Genomic DNA, 21,752 nt, shown 5'->3' with positions numbered 1-21,752 from the left:
TGCGTAGTAGCGGTAGTGGTCAGGGGCGTTGCGCGGCGCGGAGCCGGGCCAGGGTGCGTCGGCCGCGCTCCACCAGCTCGGGATCGCCGTGGCCAGCGCCGTAGGAGATGCCGGAGACGGAATCCAGGACGGACAGGACCGTGAACTGGGCCTCCTCCTCCGAGGTGAAGGGACGGCCGTAGCCACCCATCACGGCTGCAAGAAGGTCGGGACGGCCATGCCAGGCATCGGCCAGCCGCACAAAGTCCCGCACCGCCGGGCCTTCCTCCGACCGCTCGAAATCGATCACGTACAGGGCATCTGCGGCCTCGTCCCACCGCAGATTGAGCAGCTGGAAGTCGCCGTGTGTCGGCACCACGTCCAAGGCGGGCAGGCCGGCCGCCTTGTCGGCCGTTGAGCGGATGAACTCCTCATCCTCAGGGGCGAGATAGGCGCGGGCTCCGTCGAGGTGCCGCTCCAGCTTCCCCAGGGGCAGCGTGCCGCCGGCCGGCCGGGCCGGGGCGCTGCGGTGGATGGCGGCCGCGAGCTGCCCGATGCGGTAGAAGATCCGGCGCTGCTGCCCGGGCGCGTACGTGGCGCCATGCAGGGACCGGCCTCCCACCGCGGTGAGCACCACGACCCGCAGCTCCGCATCGGCGGACACCAGCCGGGGCGCGGCCGCGCCGAGAACGGGGACCCAGCCACGGAGCGCGGCCACTTCGCGCTGGTGGAAGCGGTCGTTCTGGTGGATCTTGACGTACCATGTGCCGCCCTCCGCGCCGCGCACCCTCCACACGCGGCTTTCCTCGCGTGTCCAGGAGACATCTGTCCAGCTGGTGATCCGGCCCACCGCCTGCTCGGAGAAGGCGCGCACCGCCTTCTCCGGGACGGCGCCGCAGCTGCCGGGGGCGGGGACCAGGATCAGCCGGTCGGCGGATGGGTCGTAGGCGATCGGGTCGCCGGGCTCCTGGAAGTGCACGGCCATCCGCGCGTCGGCCCGATAGGCGTCCAACCCTGCCCGGCAGTAGGCGACCATCGGCTCCGGGAGCTCGTCGAGCGCGAACCATCCGATCGCGTCGCACTTGTCCCTCTCCACGACCCGCGGGGTGCCGCTCCAGCGGCGGACCTCGAAGAAGAACCCGACCCTCGCCTGACCGCCCGGCGGCCGGTGGTGCACCGTGACGGCCGCCCGCACGTCCGCCGCCTCCACGACGAGACCGGTCTCCTCCCGCGTTTCGCGTACAACGGCGTCGACGACGGTCTCGAGCTCCACATGCCCCGACGGCGCGTGCCACGGACCGCTCGCGTACACGTCGCCAGCCCGCCGGGACAGCAACACCTCCGGGCCCCGATCTCCGTCACGGACGGCGAGCAGGTGCACGTCCACCGGCACGGTGTGCCGCCCGCCGCTCACGCCTTGCCTCCCGGACGTTGGGCCAGCAGCACGGTGAACACCGCGTCCTCGACGAGGCCGCCGAGCTCGCTGTGCCGCTCCAGCAGCTCCAGGGCTTCGGCTTCGAAGCGGTCGTGACGGCCGCCGAAGAAGTCGGGGCGGGCGAAGCTCGTGCTGCGCAGGTAGCCAAGGACCTGGGCCGGCGTCCAGACACGGCGGACAGGGAAGCGGCGCTCGGTGACCTGGCTGAACGGTGACGCGGCGAGGTCATCCTCATACGGTCGGCCCGGCCCGGCATACACGCCGCCCGTGCCCGCGCGGCGCTCCTCGCCCAGGTAGGACTGGATCAGCTGCTTGAGCGCGGCCGTCCAGTCCGCCCGGTAGGTCCACAGGCTGCCGTCCCCCATGATCGCCACAGCGGCTCCGGCAGCGGTGACACGGTCGGCCATCCGCAGGACGGCGGACCGGTCCATCCAGTGGAAGGACCGCGCGCAGGTGATCAGGTCCGCCTGGTAGCCGTTGAACGGGGGCGTGAAGCCCTCGGCTGCCACCAGGTGGAAGCCGGCCGGGCGGCCGCCCAGCAGGGGTTCGAGAGTGGCGGCGGCCTGGCGGAGCATGTTCTGGTCTGGGTCCACCAGGTCCACGCGGGCGATCCGGGGAACGGCCGGGAGCAGAGCGGCCGGGACCTGGCCCGTGCCGGAGCCGAGATCGAGCAGGACCGGCCGGTCGACGTCCCGCATCGTGTCGGCGAGGAGCGAGACGGCCACTGGCGGGATGCCGGGACGGTGGCGGGCGTAGTCCGCCGCCGACGTGAACAGCCCCTTGGGCTCGTTTTGCGGTCGGGTGCTCACGCGTCCTCCAGCAGTACCCGCAGCGCAGCGGCGTCGGCCGGCAGCTGTGCCTCGTTCTGGCGCCCGTTGTCGAGGATCTCCCAGGGCGGCGGCAGCCCGGCGCCGGGTCGGTGTCACCGGCGTGCCGAGGGCAGATGTGGCTGTGCAGATGGGGAACGACTGGTTGGGGTACCCGTAACTCCTTGTTGCTGTGCGGCTGGTGGGGCGGTGTGGACGCGGTCTCTCAGAGGTAGCCGTGCTGGTAGGCGAAGGCGATCAGATGCGCCCGGTTCTTTAGCTGCAGCCGGGTCTGTAGACCGTGGATGACGTCCTTGACGGTGCGCTCGGCGTAGCCGACCTTCTGGGCGGTCTCCGCTGTGTCGAGTCCTTCAGCCAGGCAGCGCAGGACGTCGACCTCGCGGTCGCTCAGCTCCGTCAGCCGCTGTTCGACGGGGCTGGGCAGGCGTGCCCGCAGACGGCTGAATGCCTCCAGCACGCTGTGGCTGAGGTCGTCCGGCAGATATCCGTCACCGCGATCGGCCGTCGTGATGGCTTGGACGAGGCGGTCCGGCGTCGCGTCGGCGCGGCGCAGGAGACCGGCGAGGCCGCACTCGGCCGCGTTGATCAGTGTCGTCTCGTCGATGTCCGCCACGATGAGCACGGACCGTGCTGTGCTCGTGTGCTTGATCTCCCGCAGCAGGCGCAGCGTCGGCTCCTTGACGGTGTCCGTGACGATCAGCGCGACCTGGGTGTCCACGGCAGGTCCGGCGGTGTCGGCGAGGGTGATCTCGGGGCGGGGCCTGAGCAGGCTGACCACTCCCGCCTGGTAGATGGGGTCCGGGGCGTGCAGTATGACGGCGATCCGAGGAGGCGCGGTCATGGCGCCTGCCGGGGCACGGCGGCGAGTGGAGGCAGCGTCCAGGACAGGGCCTCCGGGCCCGTGCCGGAGGTGACGTGCTGGGCCCCGGAGCTGTCGCGGAGGTGGACCCGGTACTGCTCGGGACGCCCGGCCCGCTCCCAGCGAGCGTGCACGTCTTCGAGTTCGGCCCACACGTCACGCGGACCATGGACTCGCACTGTGCCGTCGCCACGGCCGGCCACGGCCCAGGAGTCGTCCTCGGGTGCGACGATGGTCATCGTTTCGGCCTGGAAGTCCCGGACCAGGCCGGGGACCAGGTACGCGGCGGCGAGCCAGAATCCGTAGGCGTCGTCCGGCGGCGGCGCGAGCCGCGTGGGCCGCGCCGTCCCTGGGTCGGCCTTGATGCGGGCGCGGTGGTCCAGGGCGTTGAGCCACCGGTAGCCGAGCAAGGGCCGGTACCCGCGAGGCCGGCCCCGCAGGACCGCTTCGACCGTGCCGGCCGCGGTGCGGGTAATGACGAGTTGTCCCGGCCAGCTCGGCGTATGGGTCGTGAGCGTCGTGAGCAGCCGTCCGCCGGGCGCGAGCTGTTCCACCCACGGCTCCGGAACGCTGGGAACACCGATGCCGGAGTGGATGCGGTCGTACGGTGCCCGCGGCTCGTGCCCTTCGAGCGCGTCACCCTCGACAACGGTCGCGCCGACGCCGAGGCGGTCCAGGTTCCGCTGGGCGAAGGCCGCCATGTGTCCGTTCCGCTCTACACCGGTGGCGAGGCCGGGGCCGGTGACGGCGGCGGCGAGCGCGAGAGAGACCCCGGGGCCCGGGCCGAGCTCCAGATACCGTTGCCCGGGGCCGAGTTGCATGGCTTGGAGGGCTTCGATGGTGGCGGGGGTGTAGGTGGACATGGACGTCATGTGGCCGCCGGTCGCCGGGCCGCGGGGGAGAGCGTCGAGGGGTTCGCCGTCGCGTTGGAGCAGGATCGACTCGTCGCTGTGGATCAGGTCGAGCCACTCCTTTTGGTCGTCGGGGTGGGAGCCGTTGAGGAGGCGCCAGTCGATCGGGTTCGCGCCCGGGCCGCTGACCCGGACGTACGCGTGCGGGAGCAGGACCTCGCGCGGCAGGCGAAGCAGCGCGTCGCGCAGCAGCTTGTCGGTCAGGACACCGTCGGTCGTCAGCCGGTCGACCATGCCGGCGCGCCGGCCGCTCGTCACCGTGTGGAGGTCAAGAGGCATGAGCGGAGTCCTTCACGGGCGTGGGTGCGGCAGTGGGCATGGTGGTCAGGAGGCGGACCGGCGAGACCCAGAGCAGTCCTGCGGGCACGAGGTAGAGCAAGGTCCCGGCGATCAGCGCGGCGTGCACGGAGGAGGCGGCGGCGATGGCGCCGGCCGTGAGGGCGGCGGCAGGGCGCAGTCCGGTGACCAGCCAGACGGAGGTCTGCTGGGCGCGGGACTGCAGCTCGGGCGGGCACAGCTGCTGGCGCAGGGACCGTTGTGTCGTGCCCGCCGCGACCGCGGCCGCTGTCCTCAGCGCGCCGGCGGCCGCGATCACGCCCAGCCACACCGGCCCCAGACGGGAGAGGAGGACGGGTATGCCGCACACGGCGTAGGAGAGGAACCCGCTCAGCATCACGCGTGCCGGCCCGAATCGCTCCACGAGACGGGTGGCGGCCACCGCCCCCGCGAGGCCGCCGGCGGCGGTGACGCCCATCACCAGGCCGAGACCGGTGCTGCCGGAGTCGAGCCGGGTCAGCAGCGTGTACGCGAAGAACGTCGTCACGATCCCGTCGGCGAACGCGAGCCCGGCGAGCGAGAGCACCAGAGGACGCTGTATCGGATCGCGCATCACGAAGCGGACCCCCTCGCGGATCGCGGCGCCCATCCGCACGGGCCGGTCAGCCGCCCGGCGTGCCGCGCTGGGCCGGATCCGGGAGGCGCACCAAGCGCTGAACAGGTACGAAAGGGAGTCCAGCCACAGAGCGCGGACCGCACCGAGGAGGCCCACGACGAGGGTGCCGCCGTAGGTACCGGCGGTGTCCGCCAGGGAGAACGCGCCGGCGATCCGCGCGTTCGCCGGATGCATGTGGGCGCGGTCGACGATCTCGGGCACGAGGGCGATCGACGCCGCCTGGTGCAGTACGGTCAGCGCCCCCAGAAGCAGGGCGACCGCGTAGAGCACGGGCACGGACAGGACTCCCACGGCCCAGCAGACCGGCACCACGGACACCACCGTGGCTGCGGCCAGATCCGTTCCGATCATGATCTTCTTCTTCGGATACCTGTCGCCGGCCACCCCGGCGGGCAGCGCAAGAACGAACGCGGGAACCGTTGCCGAGGCGGCCAGCAGCGACACCTGGCCGGGGGAGGCGTCCAGCTCCAGCACCGCGATCACCGGCAGCGCCACGCCGTGAACCGATGACCCCGCGAGGGTCACCGCCTCGCCGACCCAGTACGCCCGAAAGGACCGGTTGGTGCGCAGCGGAAGGGCGGCGGCCGCGCCTTCCGCGGCCGCGTCACGAACTTTGCTGGAGGGCGTCACGATCGGCCCCGCTCCGGTCGGCGAGCCAGGGTGTGCACGAGGTGACCCATGTCCCGGTAGGGGCTGCGCATCCAGGCCGGCCGAGCGCTGTCCGCAGCCGATTCCTGTGGCAGGTTCTCGGCTCTGCAGCTGTCTCGTTCGGCTGACAATGTGTTCCCCCTCATGGTTGTGATCGCGGCGTCGCCGTGTTCAACGACGCCACCCGATTTCGAACACCAGCTCTTTCGGACGGGTCATGCACCCCTCGGTTGAGCGGTTCTCTGCATGTGTGCAGTGCACCGACCCTTGCGTTGCCAGACCATGGGCAGGGGTGCGGATTGGCCGAAACGCCGACGCTCAAGCGCGCGTCTGCGCGCGAAAGACGGGCGTGGTGGAGTGTGGCGAGCAGGTCGGGGGCGCGGTGGAGAACGGAGTGGAAGTTGGTGGTGGCGGTGATGGCCGCCTTCGTGCCAGCGCGCGGTGGGGGTGTCATAAGGGTCTCCGTCCGTGCGGGATGGCGGTCCCCGGCGCGGGGGCGGGCCAGGCGCGTACGGCGGCGGTCAGGATGCTGCGCGCCTCGGTGGCGAAGGGGTGCTGCCCGCGGGCGGTGGCGGTGACGACGATGGCGGCGGCGTCGGTGACGGTGCAGATGCGCATCAACTCGCTCTCCGCCCGATCGGGGTCACGGCCGTATCCCCGGTAGAACGCGGTGCGAAGGTCCGGGCGGTGGTAGAGGGTGCGTTGTGTGATCCGCAGGAAGTCCCGGCCGACGGCCTCGTAGCGGCTGGTCTCGAAGTCGATGACCCCCACCTCTGCTCGGGCGTCCCACAGGACGTTGCGGCTGGTGAAGTCGAGATGGGAGGGCTGAGCCCGCTGAGGCGGGAGGGTTTCCAGCAGGTGGAGTGCCTCATCGAGAACACTGAGGTCGGCGCCGGTCAGGGGATGGGTGCCGTCGGTCAGCTGGGTGCGGATGTACGCGGCGCGCTCGGCGCCGAAGGCGGGCAGGGCGGTTCCTGGCGCGGTGTCGTAGAAGCGGGCAAGGAGGGCGCCGGCCCGCTCGTAGGCGCGGCGCTCCTGCTGGCCGGTGAGGGTGAGGGACTGCAGAGGATGGCCAGTGACCGCGGGCATCAGCAGGATCTGTGCGTCCTCGTCAACGTTGAGAAGCTGCGGCGCGCTGGCGCCGAGCGCCGGGGCCCAGCGGCAGAGGGCCCTGTGCTCCCGCTGGAAGCTGTCGCTGCTGGTGTTGGACTTGAGGATCATCTGTCGTCCGTCGGGGGCCGCAGGCGGAGCACCGTGGTGGACGTGCCGGGCCACCTGTGGTCGGCGATGACCTCGGCCGGCCCGGCCATCCTCGCTATCGCGTGGCTGTTCACGGCAGACGCAGGAGGGTGAGGGCCTTCGCGACGACCTGGTCCAGGGTGAGCGCGGTGGTGTCGATCACGTCGGCCCGCTCGCCCAGCCAGGTCGCGTACGCCTGCTCGTAGTCCGCGAGCTTGCGGCGCCGGAAGGCGCGGACCTTCTCGCTGCGTTCCTCGTCGCCGGGGAACTCCATGCTGCCGTCGATGCGCTTGAGGATGGTGTCGGAGTCGGCGTGCAGGAGGAGGTGGCGCACTTCGACGCCGGCCTTGGCCAGGGAGTCGAAGATCTCCTCGGCGTACTCGCGGCGCAGCAGCGTCATCGGTGCGATGACCGGCCCGCCCTGGGTCTGGCGGTCGAGCTCGGCGCAGAGGCTGGCGACCAGGGTGCGCCAGGCCGGGTAGTCCTGGAAGTCCTTCTGCCGGGTGGGGTGGTCGCCGATGCTCTTGCGCAGGACGAAGCCGATCTCCTCGGGGTCGGTGATCAGGCTGGTGGGGAGCTGCTGGTGGAGCAGGTGGGCGGTGGTGGTCTTGCCGCCGCCGAAGGGACCGTTGACCCAGATGATCATGCGTGTGTCTCTTTCGTGTTCGCGGTGCTGATTCCCGGCCGGCGAGACGGCCGGGTCGGTTACTGCTGGTGGTCGGTGGGGTCGGGGTGGGGGAGGAGGGGGAGGCGCCGCTGGTGGTAGGCGACGTGGAAGCGGTCCGCGTGCACGACCCAGAGGCGCTCCAGTTCCAGGGGCGTGTCCGTGGCGGGGACGGTGAGGGCGATGGTGTGCCGGCCCGGGGTGGCGGTCAGGGCAGCGTGATCGTACGAGCCGCGCCGGGTGGAGCGGGGCCGCAGATGGACGGCGAACAGGCCACGGGTCTGCTCGGAGAAGGTGAGGTGGATCTCGACGGGTTGACCCAGGCGGAGAGCGGACGGGATGGTGATGTCGAGGGGTTGGAGGGTCGGCGGGAGGCTGAGGGCGGGCCCGCACTTGGGGCAGCGCAGGGTGCGCCGGTCGGTGAGGCCGAGCGGGCTGGTCAGGTGCTCGAACTCCTGGGGCGCGCGGCGGTATCCGCACGCGGGCGCGGGCGTCCAGCGCGTGGTGCGGTGGTGGGGGCGGGCGGCGGTGAGCTGGCGGGAGAACGTGCCGCCGCGGGTACGGCTGAGGATCTCAAGGAGGGCGCGCCCCCACTGAAGGCTCTGCTTCTCGACACGCTCCTCCCACCCCTTGTCCGGCGTGCGGGTGGCGGCCAGGAGCGTCTCCTGGGCGGTCTGCCGGTAGGAAGCCATCTCCTTCACGCAGGCGGACAGGTCCGCGTCGGGGCGCTGGTCGAGGGAGGCGTACAGCCCGTGCTCGAGGGCCTCGGCATCGGCCAGCCGTACCCGCCAGCTGCTGAGCGTCTCGGCGTCGGCGGGCGGCCGGATGGTCGCGGGCGCCGCCGGGGCGGGGGCGGCGATCGCGGTGTTGGCGGTGTGGAGCTGTTGTTCGGGGTCGCCGAGCAGGATCGCGGAGGGGCCGCGGATGCCCCGGCGGTGGCCGTCGGCGTCCAGCAGCGCGGTGATCTCGCCGAGCCGGGCGCCGGAGTGCAGGCTCGCGGCGGTCAGACGGGGTTCGTAGCCGCTGGTGTCCAGGTCACCGCGCAGCAGACCGAGGACGGCCCCGGGGTGGCCCTCGACGGCGTCCAGGGCCAGGCTCACGTCGGAGGGGTACTGCTCGCTCTCGCCCAGGGTGATCGCGTTGCACACGAACAGGCCCAGGACGCGGGCGCGCAGGGCGTGCGGGGCGAGGGGGCGGGTGCGGCCGGCCGGGTCGGTCTTGCAAGCGCTCGGCGTGCACCCGCCGGCCAGCACTGTCCCGTCGGGGCCGTGTTCGGCCGGTCCGCTCAGCCCGCACAGGGTCACGGTGCCCAGGGAAGCATGCGCGGCGGAGCCGTGGGCGTCGACCAGGAGGCTGCCGAAGTCGCCGTCCAGGACGTCGGCCAGGGTGCTGCGCTGGTCGGGGCGCCCGGGGGTGAGCACGTGGGTCAGTCCGGTGGTGCCGTCCAGGAGCGCGGTGCGCGCGGGGGCGGACCGGTCGAGGTGGGAGGCGAGGAGTTTGGCCGCGGCGAAGGTGCAGGCGGCGTCGTCGCGGCCGGTGAGGACCCCGGCGAAGGTGGTGTTCCGGGTCGCGGCGTCCAGGAGCGGCATCAGGACGCCCAGGGTGAGCGCGCGGGAGCGGGCGACGACGAGGACGCTGCCGCCCTCGGGCCCGAGGGCGCCGGGCGCGTGGAGCCGGGCGGGGTCGAGGAGGTGGTGGGGGCGGCCGAGCGCGCGGGCGACGAGCTCGCCGAGGTCCTCGTGGCCCGCCAGGCTCACTACCCGGGCGTCCGGCGGCCCGCCCCGGCCGAGGTCGGGCGCCGGATAGGTGTGCAGGATGTCCGCCCACCGTTCGGCGCGCCCAGTGTCCTCGGGCCGAAGGACGGGCACGCTCTCCTCGTTCAGCAACCGGGCGGCGTCGGCGAGGGTGGACGCCCAGCGGTATCCGTCGGGAAGGCGGGGCATCAGCACTCCTCCTGGTCGGCGGGCGTGATCAGGGCGCGCAGCACGTAGGGCACGGACACGCTCGCGGGCAGGCGGGCGGCTTCCTGCCGGGCGGCCGCCATGCCGTCCCGGTGGGCGGGGTCGGTGAGCTGGTGCTGGTAGGGCCAGGCCCGGTCCGCGAGCGCGCCGAGGGCCTGCTCGGCGGTGCGGTTCTGGTTGAACTCCGCCAGCGTCCGGTCCTGGGTGGGGCGCCTGCGGGCGGCGAGGTGGGCGGTGATGCGCTGGTCGGTGCCCTTGCCGAAGAACAGCGGACGCGGGCCGTCGGCGAACGCCGCCCGACGGTAGGCGGCGTCGATGCCAGCGAGCGGGTGGGGGCCAGCCGGGTGCAGCAGCAGCCGGACGAGGCGGCCGCCCGGACGCAGGACGCGCAGCGCCTCGTCGGCGGCGAGCAGCGGATCGGCGGCGAACTGCAGCGCCTCGTGCTCGACGACGACGTCCGCGCCGAGGGAGAGAAGGGGGAACAGCAGCGCGTCGGCCTGAACGACCTCGACGCCCGGCAGGTTCGCGTCCCGTAGGTGGGCGGCCATGGCGGCGGACGGTTCGATGGCCCGGTAGGACGCGGGGCCTTGCCCGGCGAGCTGCCGGGTGATCCGCCCGGTCCCAGCGCCCAGCTCCACCACATCGCACCCGGACAGCTCCTGCGCCGCCCAGCAGCGCAGCGCGTCGGCCATGGGCTGCGCCAAGGGGCGGTGCTGCTCGTAGACCGCGGCCAGGGCCGGTGTGTAGAGGGTCTTCGGGGGCCTGGGCGGACAGGTCCGGGGGCCCGTCGAGCAGTGGGGTGAGCGCGGCGGTGGTGTGCGGCCACGGCCAGGAACTGGTGGTGTCCAGGACGAGCTGGGTCATCTGGCGCAGGTGGCGCAGGAGACCGAGCAGCGGCCGGAGACCGGCGGCGAGACCGGTACGGGTGGTGGGGTCCGTGCGCAGCGAGGCCGTCAGCGCCTCGCGGGTGGCCGGGGGGAGGTAGCGGGAGGCCGTGGCGCCGGGCCAGGGCGCCTGCTGGTGGCGCACGAGCAGGGTGGCCAGCGCGGTGAGGTGCTGGCGGACGGTATCCAGATGGGTCGCGGCCGCCAGCATGTCGCCGCCGCGGTCGGCGGCGGCGAGCTGGTGCAGGGCCCAGCCGGTGTGGTGGAGCAGGTCGTCGGCGTGCGGAGCGGCGGCCGTACGGGCGGCGGGGGTCCAGGGCGGCAGGTGTTCGGCGTCCACGTCACCGGCCGTCTCCGCCCAGGCGTCCACGTGTCCGGCGGCGGCCCGGGGGTCCGCGCCGTGCGGCAGCAGCCGCCAGGTGGTCAGGGCTCCACTAGCGCCGATAGTGGTGAGGCTGTCGGGGCCGAGCGGCACCACGGTGACGGTCGGGTCGTGTACGGCCAGGCGGGCGGCGAGGACCGCCGGTGGCAGGCCGGTGGTGGCGTAGCGGGTCGCCACCGTGGTCGCCTCGTCGGCTTCCGCGTGGCCGGCGGGCGGTGCCGTCCCGGCGGGCACGCCCGCGGAGCGGGCCGGAGGATCGCCGGCCGCCGGGGGAAGGAGGGTGCCGAGGTCGGCGAGGAACCGCTCGAACTGCTCGGCGCCGGTGTAGTGGTGGGCGTGCAGGCCCACGTGGAGGGCGGCGATGTTGGTCCGGCTGTCGTCGGTGAAGGCGACCTGCGCGGCCGGCAGGTCCATCAGCGCCAGCGCCGCCTCGTAGGCTCCAGGGGCGGGCTTGGTCACCCGGATCTCGGCGGAGTTGGCGACGTGGTCGAACACGTCGGCGAGCCCGTGCAACAGCAAGTCGGCTGCGACGGCGGTGGTGTTGTTGGTGAGGACGCAGGTGACCAGCCCGGCCGCGCGGGCCCGCCTCAGCAGGTCGGCCATCGCCGGATCGGCGTCCCCGCGGTCGGCCGCCCACAGCTTGGCGGCGCGCGCCCCGGCCTCGCCGAACTCCTCCATCAGGCGCGCGGTGACCTGCTCGACCCACTGCTCGTGGCTCCACACGCCGTGGTGCGCCAGGTCGAAGCCGCCGTCGTAGGCGATCTTGCGGACGGCCTGCTCGGGCAGGCCGCAGTCCCGGGCGGCCTTGATCGCGCTGCGGCGCGGCCACAGCCGTAGAACGCCGTCGAGGTCGATGAGCAGTCCGCGTACCGAAGAGGTCATGGTGTACTCCCGGGCGTCAGGGCGGTGGTGAGGAACCGGGTGGTGGGATTGGCGTAGAACGCGGCGAGCTGGATCTCGGTGCCGTACTTCTCGTTGATCTGTTGCAGCAGGAGCAGGGCACCCAGGGAGTCGCCGCCGGAGGCGAAGAAGTCCCGCGCGCCGTCGGCCGGAGCTCTGGTCTGCTCCTGCCACCAGCCCGCGACGACCTCGGGAAGCCCCGGCTGCGCTACCCCCGTACGCGTCCCCGCCCCTGCGGGCTCCGGATTGGAAGCGGCGGCGAGGGCGCGGCGGTCGATCTTCCCCGAGGAGGTCCGGGGCAGGGCCGGGCGCGCGGTGATGAGCGCGGGGACGGCCGCCGGCGGCAGCAGGTCCGCCAACTGCCTGCGCAGCCGCTCCGGTAAGCCTGTGTCGTCGGTCTCCACGTGCAGGACCAGTCGGGGTCTGCCGCTCGTCCCCCGGTCGGTCAGCAGCGCGGCTGCCCGCACGCCGGGCATCCGGGTGGCGGCCTGTTCGACCTCGGCCGGCTCCAGGCGGACGCCGCCGACGTTGAGTTGGTTGTCGGCGCGGCCGAGGAAGACGAGGCGTCCGACCCGTGGCCGCTCGCGCACCACGTCCCCGGTCCGGTACACCCGCTCGGACCGCCGGACATCGTCGGGGCCGGGCAACCGCAGCAGGAGGAACGCCTTCGCGGTCTCGTCGGGCCTGTCCAGGTAGCCGGAGGCGAGGCCGGCGCCGCCGAGGTATGGCTCCCCGCCCCGGCCGCTACCGGCTGCTGGTAGTCGTCGAGGACCCAGGCCCGTACGCCGGGCAGGGGGAAGCCGATCGGGACCGGGTCTTCGCCCGCGTGGACGTGCCGGTGGACGATCGCTTCGACGCACGCCTCGGTCGGGCCTTAGGCGTTGGCCACGTCGTACCGGCTGATCCACTGCTTCAGCGGCCCGGGGTGGAGCGCTTCACCGCCGAGCACGATGCGCCGCAGGTGGCCGCAGCTGACCGGCAACGAACCGTGCCGGGCGCCCAACGCCGACCCCGAGGACTGGACCAGGACCCCCAAGCAGCGCCTGAACGGCCAGCTGGCCTGCCTCAGCGCATGCCCCGAAGCCACCCGCGAACAGTGCCTGGCCTGGGCCCTGGACCACCCGACCCGCGCCGGATCCGCGATCTGGGCCGGCACCACGTTCAACGACCGCCGCCGCCTGCGCGCCGAACGCCGCGCCGCCACCACGGCCTGACGCCCCCCGCTCAACCGTCCGTCCGGAACAGGACCTTCCCCCGTACCGGACGGACGCCCCCAACCTCACCGCACACCCCGGCCTCAGCCGTCGTGGCGACCGGGCTGGGTACTGCTCACGCGGCGAAGCAGATCGACCGCACCGCCTTGCGCGAGCCGCTGGTCGCCCGCACGATCCGGGGCCGCGACCTGGTGACCGGCGCGGTGGTCGGCGTCGCCCGCATCACTGGCTCCCACCAGGACCCGGACGGCTCTGCTGGTAGTTCCGACTATCAGAAGTTGCGCAATGCGCGCGTTGCGGCCGGTGGATTATTGACGTGTCTCGCTGAAGGTGACCCGGTCTCGGCCATCTGAACCATCTGATCGCGTAGCTGCCTATCTACTCCCCCAGCACCATCAATTTGAAGACCAACCTCCACACCCGCCCGGCCGGCGAGCGTCCCCTCACGAGCTCGAGCCCACCGACCACCCGCTCGCTGTCGAACAGCGCGCCGGCATCACCATGGACCGCGTGCGTGAGATCGCCGAAGCCCTGTTGCACCATGTCAGCGGCGAATCCGGATGACGATCAAGGCAGCACTGGCCTAGCGTTCCGTGCATGACATCCCCAGGCGGCCACATCGATGACAAGTCCAGCGTGACCATTCGCTGCCAGGACAACTCATCCGTGGGCGTGACGTTCTGTGACCGGTTCAGCTTCGACGCGGACTCGGTGCACTATGCCGTCGAGCTCCGGGCCCCGGGCCTGACCGCTCGTGTCAGCGAGGTCGTCGCCTGGATCTGGGACAGCGATCTCACCACGTTCCTGGACGAGCTCGTTGCCGACTACCGGGGATGGGACGGCGAACGGAGCTGGCAGACCAACGACCGAGACCTGACGGTGTCGGCCGTCTTCCGATCCGGCGGCTACGTCGGCCTGACCTGGGCCTTGCGGCCGTGGCCACAGGCCGCTGGCGGCTGGGGCGCCTCGGTGACCACCTGGCTGGAGGCCGGCGAGCCGATGGCTTCCCTGGCGGCCGACGTCCGGAGCTTCCTCACCAAGGAGCAGCCGTGACATCCGGCATGCGCATCACCTGGATGTTGGCGGGATCCGGGTGGGCCGACTGCACCGTTGAAGATCACCAGGTGAAAGTCGAGCTCACCGCGTCCTACATCAGCAATGCGCCCGAGGATTTCCTGACTGCGGTGGCCCGGCTCGTCGCCGGCGAGCCAGAGACCCGTGCCCAGTTCGAGGCCGAGCCGACCGTCTACCGGTGGATCTTCTACCGCGAAGGCGAGGACACCTGGATCCGCGTGCTCGAACTACGCGACGGCAGAGACCACGCCAACAAGGGAAACGAGATCTGGTCGAGTCAGCTCGGCCTCGACCAGCTCGCCCGCGCTGTGATCCGTTGCTTCGACGAGGTCGCGAAGACCTACGGCGAGAGCGGCTACCGAGGCAAGTGGGGTGAGCACTTCCCCCGAACTGAACTCGAAGCCCTCAGACGCCTCTGGCGCACCCACCAGCATCCACAAGACACGTAAGCCCGGACGGCGCCCAAGAGCGCTGGACCGTGAGCAACTTGCGACGTGCTTGACCTAGATCAGTTCCCGGTCGTCAGATCGAGTACAAAATCCGAATAAGGCGCCTCAGTTCGCGACCGGATCCACATGAATTGGCTGTGCTCCCCCAAGGTAGAGCATGCACCCCACATCTTCTTCTTCACTTCTCTCAGGCGGGATCACATAGATCCCTGCAGAGGGTGCGGGGGACCATCCCAGGTTGCGTGGAGGGTCGTACTCCTCATAGTGCCCGACATAGAGCCGCGTCAAGGGGATTGAGACCCTGCAGAAATCTCCGACGTTAAGCTCGGAGCATGCCGGTTCGATGTGGTAGGGAACCCATTCCTCCGAAGACGAATCGGCAGGGAGCAGGTAGGTTCCATCCCAGCGATACCGCGACGAATTATCAATCGTGCCCCACGGCCACTCGAGAGTGACGTAGCGTGCATTGATTTTAACGACTCTCGCGCTGGCCGGATCACAGGAGACCAGTACTTCGTCGCCGACTCGAGGGGTCATGGCGAGTTGCCCTTTCCGGCTTGAACGGCGCTGGTGCGGGATTGCAAATCCCGCCTGGAGCGGCAGAGTCCGCGCCCGGCCAACCGGCGCGTGCCCAAAGACGTCGGCGAGTGAGAGGTGGCTGCGAGAGCGCGCGGTACGACGAAGCCACACCAGATTGTACTGGTGGGGCTTCTGTGTTACGCGCAGCGAGCCATGACACTAGGCTGGACCGGTGGAACGGGTGAATCTGCTCACCGTGCTCGTGGGCTACGCGAAGGGATCCGAGGTTTCCACGCTCTCCAGAGCGGACGGCCTGTCGAGCCGCTGCCCGTTCATGTGCCCGGGTACCCAGCTGATGCAGTCGGGCCGCTCTCCCGTGTCTGCCTGGCAGAACTGCTCCAGAGCGGCGCGGACCTGAGCCAGAGGAAGAGTGCTGCACGGATCGTGGAACAGGGGTAGCCGGGATCCGACACGACGCGCGGGTCGAAACCTGGGGGCTCCGGGTTGTTGGACACCCACACCTGTTCGTAGATGTCGCCCTTCCGTGGACTGCCCTCAGTGACGAACCAAATCAGAGCGCCGTAGCCCGTTGTCCGGTTGACCGCAACGCGAAGGAAGTTGTCCGCGACACGGTTCTCCTCGCTGTGCCGCTGCTCAGCAAGGCTGCACCAAGCGTCCCCGCCTGGTGACCGAGAGCGGCCTTCTCCGCCTTCACCCTCAAGCGTCTCCATGATCTCGGTGATGAGTCGGCGCTTGTCCTGCGATGTCTCGGCGTAGCGCCGCTGGCCGCCGAAAGCGACGCTAAGGATCACCTTCTCTTCTCCCATCTTCGTGAGTGCCGTCACGAGCGCCGCCTGCCGTGGAGGGGGGCGTGAGTAAGAACTCCTGACGAAATGATCTTCGGGGTGGTTGGATCGCTCAGAGCGCGTTGATCCGTGGGTGCGAGGTGGCTCGGCCGAAGCTGTGGCATGTTGAGGACGAACTGTGGGCGGTGATTGAACCGCTGCTGCCGAAAGTCGAACGTCGCACTCGTCATCCCGGGCGGAAGCGTCATCCGGACCGACTGGTGTTTCAGGGCATCCTGTTCGTCCTGCATACCGGGATCGCCTGGGAACACCTGCCGCAGGAGCTCGGCTTCGGTTCGGGCATGACGTGTTGGAGTCGCCTGGCCGAGTGGACCGAGGCCGGCGTGTGGCGCCGGCTCCACGTAGCGCTCTTGGCCAAGCTCCGCAGCGCGGACGCCCTGGACTTTTCTCGAGCCGCAGTCGACGGCTCCCACATCCGGGCGTTTAAAGGGGCTCCAAGACGGGACGAAGCCCCGTCGACCGGGGCAGGACGGGCAGCAAACACCACTTGATCACGGACGCCACCGGCATCCCGCTCGCCGTCACCCTGACCGGCGGCAACCGCAACGACGTCACCCAGCTCATTCCACTGCTTCAAGCAGTGCCGCCCGTCCGGGGCAAGCGTGGCCGACCCCGCCGCCGCCCCGACGTCGTGCTTGGTGACCGCGGCTACGACCACGACAAGTACCGCCGCCTCGTCCGCGCGCTCGGCACGAAGCCACTGATCGCACGGCGAGGCACCGAACACGGCTCCGGACTCGGAACCCAACGCTGGGTTGTGGAGCGCACCTTCGCTCATCTGCACTGGTTCCGCCGCCTGCGGATCCGCTGGGAGATCCGCGACGACGTCCACGAAGGCTTCCTTACCCTGGGATGCGCACTCATCTGCTGGCGACGCCTGTCACAGCTTGTCATCGTGCACCCGCCGGAAGGCCGCCGAACGCGTGCTCGGTAGTGTCCGAGATCGAGCCCGCCGTCGATCCCGCGGGCAGCTACGAGGGGAGCAGTTATGCCGTTCGGTGACTTCAATGCATGGCGGCAAGAGCTGCTGGCCACGGGCGATCTCGTTCAGGACGGCGACTCCTCCGTATCCGACGACGAGGCCGGACGCCGCTACGACCGATATGTGGCGCTTGCGGACATGGTTGACGGCACCGAGGGTCCCCGCGCTGCTTGTGTCCTGATCGCTTCGCTCCGCGCGGAGGAGGACTACGGCGCCCACCAAGCCGTTTACGGTGCCTTGCAGCGCTTCCCCAGTCGGGATCTTGTCAGAGGCACGGTCCTGGCAGCTGCCGATCTCCTGAGCATCCCGCGTGACCACAGCGGCCAGGTCCTCCAGCTTTTGACCCTGCTGGCCAGCGCCGACGACGTGCGGACGTTCACAGCCGCCTGCGATCACCTGGACCCTGAGCTGCGGGCGGGACTGCGTGGCCTCATCGCCGACCACGAGGCCGATGAGTGGCTCGCCGATGAGCGCTCTCTCGGACGACTCCAGCTCGCGCAGGATTGACTTCTCGCACCGGCACACAGCGCCTGGCGACTTGCTGCAGAGAAGATCGAAGCCCATCGCCCCGTGCTTACCGACGGCACCTCGCTACCAGGAGCCGACCTCAACGTGTCATTCCGTTAGGAGTTCTAAGCCCACCTTGCCCATCAGGAAACAGTACATTCAGTGTGGGTCCCACCGGCTGGATGGCCGAGACCGCACTCGTACAGGAGAAGTCGCCGCTGCAGGGTCCACCGCGGTGGTTGATCACTACGGTGGCGCTTGTAATCCCTCTGCGCTTCATGTGCCAGGCCCGATCACGTCCTCGGCGACAAGGGCTACAGCTCGGAGGCGATCCGCACCTGGCTACCGGTGGGGTCTCTCACATTCCGCCTCGCTCGCAAAAACTGACCAACCAACTCTCCATTTACTAAAATGGCGGCTCGTCAACTGATCCCTGATTTCCCTGCGGATTATGAACCATCCCATACTCCTCGGAGGGGAGCGGATCAGTGTGCGATGCAATCAACAAGCGCCCTTGCCTCCAGGTATTTAGCGCCTCAGAGGCCAAATTTCTATGCCGTTCAGTGGAGCTTTTCGCTAGGATATTCTCCACCAAGTGACTCAGTCCCTTGCGATGCATCGCCAATTCCGGGGACTCCGAGAATCGAATGGCGGCAACAAGGGCCGCCTCCACTACTCTCAAATCAGGGTCATCGAAGTAGGAGGCAGCACTCGGAAAAGCTTCCGGGTAAGTATTCCTAATGTTTATGAAGTTAGGGAATGGCTCGGACGGTGGATACTTTCCCCACTCCCGGATGCGTTGCTCCTGTCCAGCGCTGACATCAAAGGCCACATTGGCTAGCCACGTAAGAAGGTTGCCTCGAAGTGGGAATTTTACCCCTTCCCACGGGGGGGCAAGTGCGGCTCGACTTGACCGGTCACCCAAAAGCGCGGCAACATACCTGAAAGCTGGCACGGTTGCAGAATACACCACGCCATCGTTGAGAAGGGCGTTATAGAGGTGGTTGAGTGAACTCGTTACCGCCGAAGGGTCACCGGACGTCAAATCGCGAAGCTTGGCCGGCGTGTCCGGGAAGGCCGAGCCGTCAGCATTTTCGAGATTAGCCCAATCGGTGATACCAATGATCGTGTACGGATTCAAATTATCGCCGTTCCTATTTAGTGCGCCTTATAATGGCCCGGCCCGTAGGGAAGCGGGCAAGGCGCGGCCACAGGGGCCGCGCCTTGCCCGCTCCTCAGAAGGGTACCGACCCGTGTCGAACGTGTGATCGAGTCTGGCGTTCTCTGCCCCGCGGGCTGCCGTATGGGGCTGTCTGTGCTGTCCCCATCCGCTTGGTTCCCACGGGAGTAGACCGCCGTGTCCGCGCCGCCTCGTTTTCTCAGCCCCTTCGTGCGCACCCGCACTCGGCTGTCTCTGACTCTCGGCCTCCTGCTGGCTGCACTCACGGTCAGCCTGTTGCCCTGGTGGCAGCCTGAAGGTCCGCCACCGACTGCCGGAGGACGCGCAACTGACGCCAAGCCGGTCTCCACGGGTCCGCGCGACGAGGCCGCCGCCATGACGGAAGCCGTCCGCACCGGCAAGAACGTCCTGGTGGACACCGCAACCACGGCCACGTCGCAGACCTGGGCGTTGCCCACCGGCCAGCTCCGCAGCCAGATCCACGCCCTGCCCCAGCGGGCAAAGAACGCGCAGGGGCACTGGGCGCCCATCGACAACACGCTGAAGCGGACGGACAAGGCCAAGGACGGCCTCGGTATCGTGCCCGTGAACGCGGCGTACCCTGTGCGCTTCGCCAGCGGCAGCAAGCAGCGGTCCGCCCGGGCCGACCGCTCATACCTCCGCGTTCCGCTCACCCCGCGCGCTGAAGAAGCGCCCGCCGAGGAGACCGTGCTAGCCCGCGTGACGATCCGCGGCCACGCCATCTCCTACACCTGGCCCGGACCTCTGCCCGAGCCTGTGCTCTCCGGACCGCGTGCGCTGTACTCCGAGGTGTTCCCCGGAGTCGACCTCCTCGTTGTTGCCCGCGAAGAGGGCGGCTTCGCCCAGCTCCTCATCGTCAAAACCCCCGAAGCCGCCAAGAGCGCGGCGCTGGCGAAGGTGTCGTACGGGCTGCGCTCGGACACGGCCACCTTCAGCCACGACACGAGCCCCGAACGCGTCCTGGTCCTCGACCCCAAGGGGTCGACCCCACCCTCAATGCCGGCTGGCAGGCCTGGACGGTGGCCTATAAGCCGTACCCGAACAGCAGCTTCTACAACGGCACCAACTTCTCCTCGGGAACCTCCGACGCCCGCGTCGGTTCCGAGAACGAGACCGGCGGAACCGCCCGCTCGTTCTGGCGCATGGGCTTCTCCAGCAGCCTCAAGGGCGCCACGATCAGCGCCGCCACCTTCAAGGTGCTCAACAACCACTCCTGGTCCTGCACGACACGGGAATTCCAGTTCTGGCTCACCGGCCCGATCTCCTCCGGCACGACCTGGAACGCCCAGCCGAGCTCGCAGACGGAACTGCAGAGGAAGTCCTTCGCGCACGGCTGGTCCTCGACCTCCTGCCCCGACGAGTACGAAGCCTTCAACGTGAAGGTCGCCGCCCAGAAGCCCGCCACCGGCGGCTGGTCGAACATCACCCTCGGCATGCGGGCGACCAGCGAAGGCGACACCCAGACCTGGCGCAAGTTCCAGGCGACCTCCGCCGTCCTGGAAGTCACCTTCAACCGGCCCCCCGGCACCCCCACCGCCGTCTCCTCGACTCCTGGCGGAACGTGCTCCGTCGGAACGGGCGAAGGAGTAAAGGTCGGCAAAACCAACATCATTTTGTCTGCCACCGGCTCCGACCCGGACGGCAACCTCAAGAGCCTGCGCTTCCGCTTCTGGAAGGCTGGCACCGCCGTCCCGGCCGAGACTCTGGTCACTCCCGCCAGCGGCGGTAAGGCCACTCTCACCATTCCCAGTACCTTCCCGCTGGAAGACAAGGCGACCTACGCGTGGGAGGTACGCGCCGAGGACCACTCCGGTGCCTACTCCGCCGTCTATCCCGGCGGCGGCAACACCTGCCGGCTCACGATCGACGCGGTCTCGCCGCCGCAGCCGGTCGTCACCAGCGAGGTGTTCAAGCAGGCCACGGACGACGGCGCCACCTGGGCCACGGTGAAGTTCGGCGGCACCGGCGCCATCACCTTCACCTCCCAGGGCGCCACGAAGTTCCGCTACGGCTTCGACGGCACCTTCGTCTCACCTGACCCCGCCGCCAACAGCGATGGGACACTCACTCTGTCGGCTCTCAAGCCCCCGCACGCCGGCCCGAACGTGCTGCAGGTCTTCGCCCTCGACAATGTCGGCAACATCAGTGCCCGGACCGACTACACCTTCTACATGCAGCCGCGCGACACCGCCGACGCTCCCGGCGACGTCAACGGCGACGGCATCCCCGACCTGCTGACCATCAACACCAAGGGCAACCTGCTGACCTGCCCCGGCGGACCGAACGGCGAACTGCAAGCCTGTGTGCCGGGCTCCTACACCACCGACAAGACGCTCAACCCGCCCGGCTACTGTTACAACGCCACCACCAGCAAGCCCGTGCCGATCACCCACTTCAACGACACCTACCCCGGTGACGGCATGAACGACCTGCTCGCGGTCAGCCCCGACGGAGGCCTCTACATCTACCCGGGTGACGGCTACGGCACCTTCAACGTCGACCAGCGCATCGACATCGAAATGCCCGCCAACGCCCCCGCGCCCTCGACCTTCGACCAGATCGTGGCCGTCGGCGACGCCACAGGCGACGGACGCCCGGACGTGCTCGCCACAACGCAGGACGGCAGCCTGTGGGCCTTCACCGGATACAGCGGAGCCACCTTCGACCAGGCGACCCGGCTGATCTACGGCTCCTGGTCCGACCGTGACATCTTCATCGCCAACGACATCAGCGGAGACGGCGTCCTCGACCTCATCTTCCGCAACAACACCGCGGGCGAACTCCGACGCCGTGAGGGCAAGCCCAATACCTCCGGTACGGGCACCGACCTCTTGTCCCTCGCCTCCGCAGCGGCCCCCGCCACCCCGACGGACCCCGTCTACAGCCTCGCGTCCGGCTGGCAGCCGACCGAGATCCCCCTGTTCATGGCTGCCCCGGACACCGGCAACCCGGAAGCCGGCGGCGACGGCATCCCCGACTTCTGGTGCATGTACAAGACCGGCGCCGTCCGCTTCGTCCGAGGAGGACGCACATCCCACGTAGCCTCATACAGCACCGTCATCTGGACTGACGGGCTGTGGACCGACAAGATTGCCTTCGGATAGAGCCACCTCGCACCTGCTGAAAGCCCCACCCCTCCAGAGGGTGGGGCTTTCAGCAGGAGGCACGGGAAGGACCTACCGACTACCGCGATCACTGTCGTGGATCCTCAGCAACAGTGACCTCGAGACCGCAGTCCACGCCGTCCGGATGCTCGTGGTCGGATGAGCCGGGACAGGTGGGCGCGATACCGCCGCTGC

General features: G+C 69.8%; 19 protein-coding genes and 2 pseudogenes. 8 read left to right on the top strand and 13 right to left on the bottom strand.

The genetic code is table 11. The features are described from left to right. Positions 1 to 19 precede the first annotated feature (19 nt). The 11 genes and pseudogenes from ACFY7C_RS00205 to ACFY7C_RS00155 all read right to left on the bottom strand — a co-directional run bounded on the left by ACFY7C_RS00205 (position 20) and on the right by ACFY7C_RS00155 (position 12,231). Entirely contained in the window at positions 20 to 1,393 is a 1,374-nt protein-coding gene (locus tag ACFY7C_RS00205; RefSeq protein WP_389641428.1) for a phosphotransferase, read from the bottom strand. Beyond that, positions 1,390 to 2,223, bottom strand: coding sequence for a class I SAM-dependent methyltransferase (locus ACFY7C_RS00200; protein ID WP_389641426.1), 834 nt, complete (start codon positions 2,221 to 2,223; stop codon positions 1,390 to 1,392). Before ACFY7C_RS00200 ends, ACFY7C_RS00205 begins: the two co-directional genes overlap by 4 nt. Before the next feature lie 223 nt (positions 2,224 to 2,446). Then, on the bottom strand, positions 2,447 to 3,082 hold the full coding sequence (locus ACFY7C_RS00195; RefSeq protein WP_389641424.1) for a LuxR C-terminal-related transcriptional regulator: 636 nt from the start codon (positions 3,080 to 3,082) through the stop codon (positions 2,447 to 2,449). After that, positions 3,079 to 4,290 carry a methyltransferase gene (locus ACFY7C_RS00190; RefSeq protein ID WP_389641422.1) on the bottom strand — a complete coding sequence of 404 codons (1,212 nt, stop codon included), beginning with the start codon at positions 4,288 to 4,290 and terminating at the stop codon, positions 3,079 to 3,081. The genes ACFY7C_RS00195 and ACFY7C_RS00190 overlap by 4 nt, the downstream gene beginning before the upstream one ends. Next, on the bottom strand, positions 4,280 to 5,593 hold the full coding sequence (locus ACFY7C_RS00185; protein WP_389641420.1) for an MFS transporter: 1,314 nt from the start codon (positions 5,591 to 5,593) through the stop codon (positions 4,280 to 4,282). The genes ACFY7C_RS00190 and ACFY7C_RS00185 overlap by 11 nt, the downstream gene beginning before the upstream one ends. Before the next feature lie 468 nt (positions 5,594 to 6,061). Beyond that, a complete protein-coding gene (locus ACFY7C_RS00180; protein WP_389641418.1) occupies positions 6,062 to 6,832 on the bottom strand; it encodes an aminoglycoside phosphotransferase family protein in 771 nt (256 codons plus the stop codon). A gap of 109 nt (positions 6,833 to 6,941) precedes the next feature. After that, a complete protein-coding gene (locus tag ACFY7C_RS00175; protein WP_389641416.1) occupies positions 6,942 to 7,496 on the bottom strand; it encodes an AAA family ATPase in 555 nt (184 codons plus the stop codon). Between the two features lie 59 nt (positions 7,497 to 7,555). After that, on the bottom strand, positions 7,556 to 9,457 hold the full coding sequence (locus ACFY7C_RS00170; RefSeq protein WP_389646103.1) for a hypothetical protein: 1,902 nt from the start codon (positions 9,455 to 9,457) through the stop codon (positions 7,556 to 7,558). Beyond that, positions 9,457 to 10,179 carry a class I SAM-dependent methyltransferase gene (locus tag ACFY7C_RS00165; RefSeq protein ID WP_389645830.1) on the bottom strand — a complete coding sequence of 241 codons (723 nt, stop codon included), beginning with the start codon at positions 10,177 to 10,179 and terminating at the stop codon, positions 9,457 to 9,459. Before ACFY7C_RS00165 ends, ACFY7C_RS00170 begins: the two co-directional genes overlap by 1 nt. A 973-nt stretch (positions 10,180 to 11,152) precedes the next feature. Further along, positions 11,153 to 11,623, bottom strand: a pseudogene (locus ACFY7C_RS00160) (HAD family hydrolase); the annotation flags it as partial. After that, positions 11,620 to 12,231 carry a non-ribosomal peptide synthetase gene (locus tag ACFY7C_RS00155; protein WP_389641414.1) on the bottom strand — a complete coding sequence of 204 codons (612 nt, stop codon included), beginning with the start codon at positions 12,229 to 12,231 and terminating at the stop codon, positions 11,620 to 11,622. The gene ACFY7C_RS00155 and the pseudogene ACFY7C_RS00160, both read right to left, overlap by 4 nt. Positions 12,232 to 12,591: 360 nt before the next feature. On the opposite strand from ACFY7C_RS00155, the gene ACFY7C_RS00150 reads away from it, so the two are divergent. The 5 genes and pseudogenes from ACFY7C_RS00150 to ACFY7C_RS00130 all read left to right on the top strand — a co-directional run bounded on the left by ACFY7C_RS00150 (position 12,592) and on the right by ACFY7C_RS00130 (position 14,378). Beyond that, positions 12,592 to 12,855, top strand: a complete 264-nt coding sequence (locus ACFY7C_RS00150; protein WP_389641412.1) for a WhiB family transcriptional regulator — start codon at positions 12,592 to 12,594, stop codon at positions 12,853 to 12,855. A gap of 92 nt (positions 12,856 to 12,947) precedes the next feature. Then, positions 12,948 to 13,208 carry a hypothetical protein gene (locus tag ACFY7C_RS00145; RefSeq protein ID WP_389646101.1) on the top strand — a complete coding sequence of 87 codons (261 nt, stop codon included), beginning with the start codon at positions 12,948 to 12,950 and terminating at the stop codon, positions 13,206 to 13,208. Positions 13,209 to 13,225: 17 nt separating this feature from the next. Further along, positions 13,226 to 13,419: pseudogene (locus ACFY7C_RS00140) on the top strand (DUF2199 domain-containing protein); the annotation flags it as partial. Between the two features lie 33 nt (positions 13,420 to 13,452). Continuing rightward, on the top strand, positions 13,453 to 13,908 hold the full coding sequence (locus ACFY7C_RS00135) for a DUF6228 family protein (protein WP_389641410.1): 456 nt from the start codon (positions 13,453 to 13,455) through the stop codon (positions 13,906 to 13,908). Further along, entirely contained in the window at positions 13,905 to 14,378 is a 474-nt protein-coding gene (locus ACFY7C_RS00130) for a hypothetical protein (RefSeq protein WP_389641408.1), read from the top strand. The genes ACFY7C_RS00135 and ACFY7C_RS00130 overlap by 4 nt, the downstream gene beginning before the upstream one ends. Positions 14,379 to 15,164: 786 nt before the next feature. Here the strand turns inward: ACFY7C_RS00130 and ACFY7C_RS00125 are convergent. Next, positions 15,165 to 15,416 carry an Imm1 family immunity protein gene (locus ACFY7C_RS00125; RefSeq protein ID WP_389641406.1) on the bottom strand — a complete coding sequence of 84 codons (252 nt, stop codon included), beginning with the start codon at positions 15,414 to 15,416 and terminating at the stop codon, positions 15,165 to 15,167. Positions 15,417 to 15,843: 427 nt separating this feature from the next. On the opposite strand from ACFY7C_RS00125, the gene ACFY7C_RS00120 reads away from it, so the two are divergent. Together ACFY7C_RS00120 and ACFY7C_RS00115 are read left to right on the top strand one after the other, a co-directional pair. After that, a protein-coding gene (locus ACFY7C_RS00120) for an IS5 family transposase (protein WP_389641404.1) occupies positions 15,844 to 16,697 on the top strand; the annotation gives its coding sequence in 2 pieces (ribosomal slippage) (positions 15,844 to 16,192 and positions 16,192 to 16,697; 855 coding nt in all). Between the two features lie 54 nt (positions 16,698 to 16,751). Next, positions 16,752 to 17,252 (top strand): hypothetical protein, encoded by a 501-nt coding sequence (locus tag ACFY7C_RS00115; protein WP_389641402.1) that lies wholly within the window; start codon positions 16,752 to 16,754, stop codon positions 17,250 to 17,252. Positions 17,253 to 17,352: 100 nt separating this feature from the next. Here ACFY7C_RS00115 and ACFY7C_RS00110 read toward each other — a convergent pair whose 3' ends face one another. Continuing rightward, positions 17,353 to 17,532 carry a DddA-like double-stranded DNA deaminase toxin gene (locus tag ACFY7C_RS00110; RefSeq protein WP_389641400.1) on the bottom strand — a complete coding sequence of 60 codons (180 nt, stop codon included), beginning with the start codon at positions 17,530 to 17,532 and terminating at the stop codon, positions 17,353 to 17,355. A gap of 1,940 nt (positions 17,533 to 19,472) precedes the next feature. Here ACFY7C_RS00110 and ACFY7C_RS00105 point away from each other — a divergent pair. Beyond that, complete coding sequence (locus ACFY7C_RS00105) at positions 19,473 to 21,557, top strand: FG-GAP-like repeat-containing protein (protein WP_389641398.1); 2,085 nt, start codon at positions 19,473 to 19,475, stop codon at positions 21,555 to 21,557. The last annotated feature ends 195 nt before the right edge of the window (positions 21,558 to 21,752 follow it).

The sequence above is a fragment of the Streptomyces sp. NPDC012769 genome, assembly GCF_042901205.1.
GTDB lineage: Bacteria > Actinomycetota > Actinomycetes > Streptomycetales > Streptomycetaceae > Streptomyces.
The sequence above is the reverse complement of the archived record's forward strand: the minus strand, read 5'-3'. Positions and strand labels throughout refer to the sequence as shown.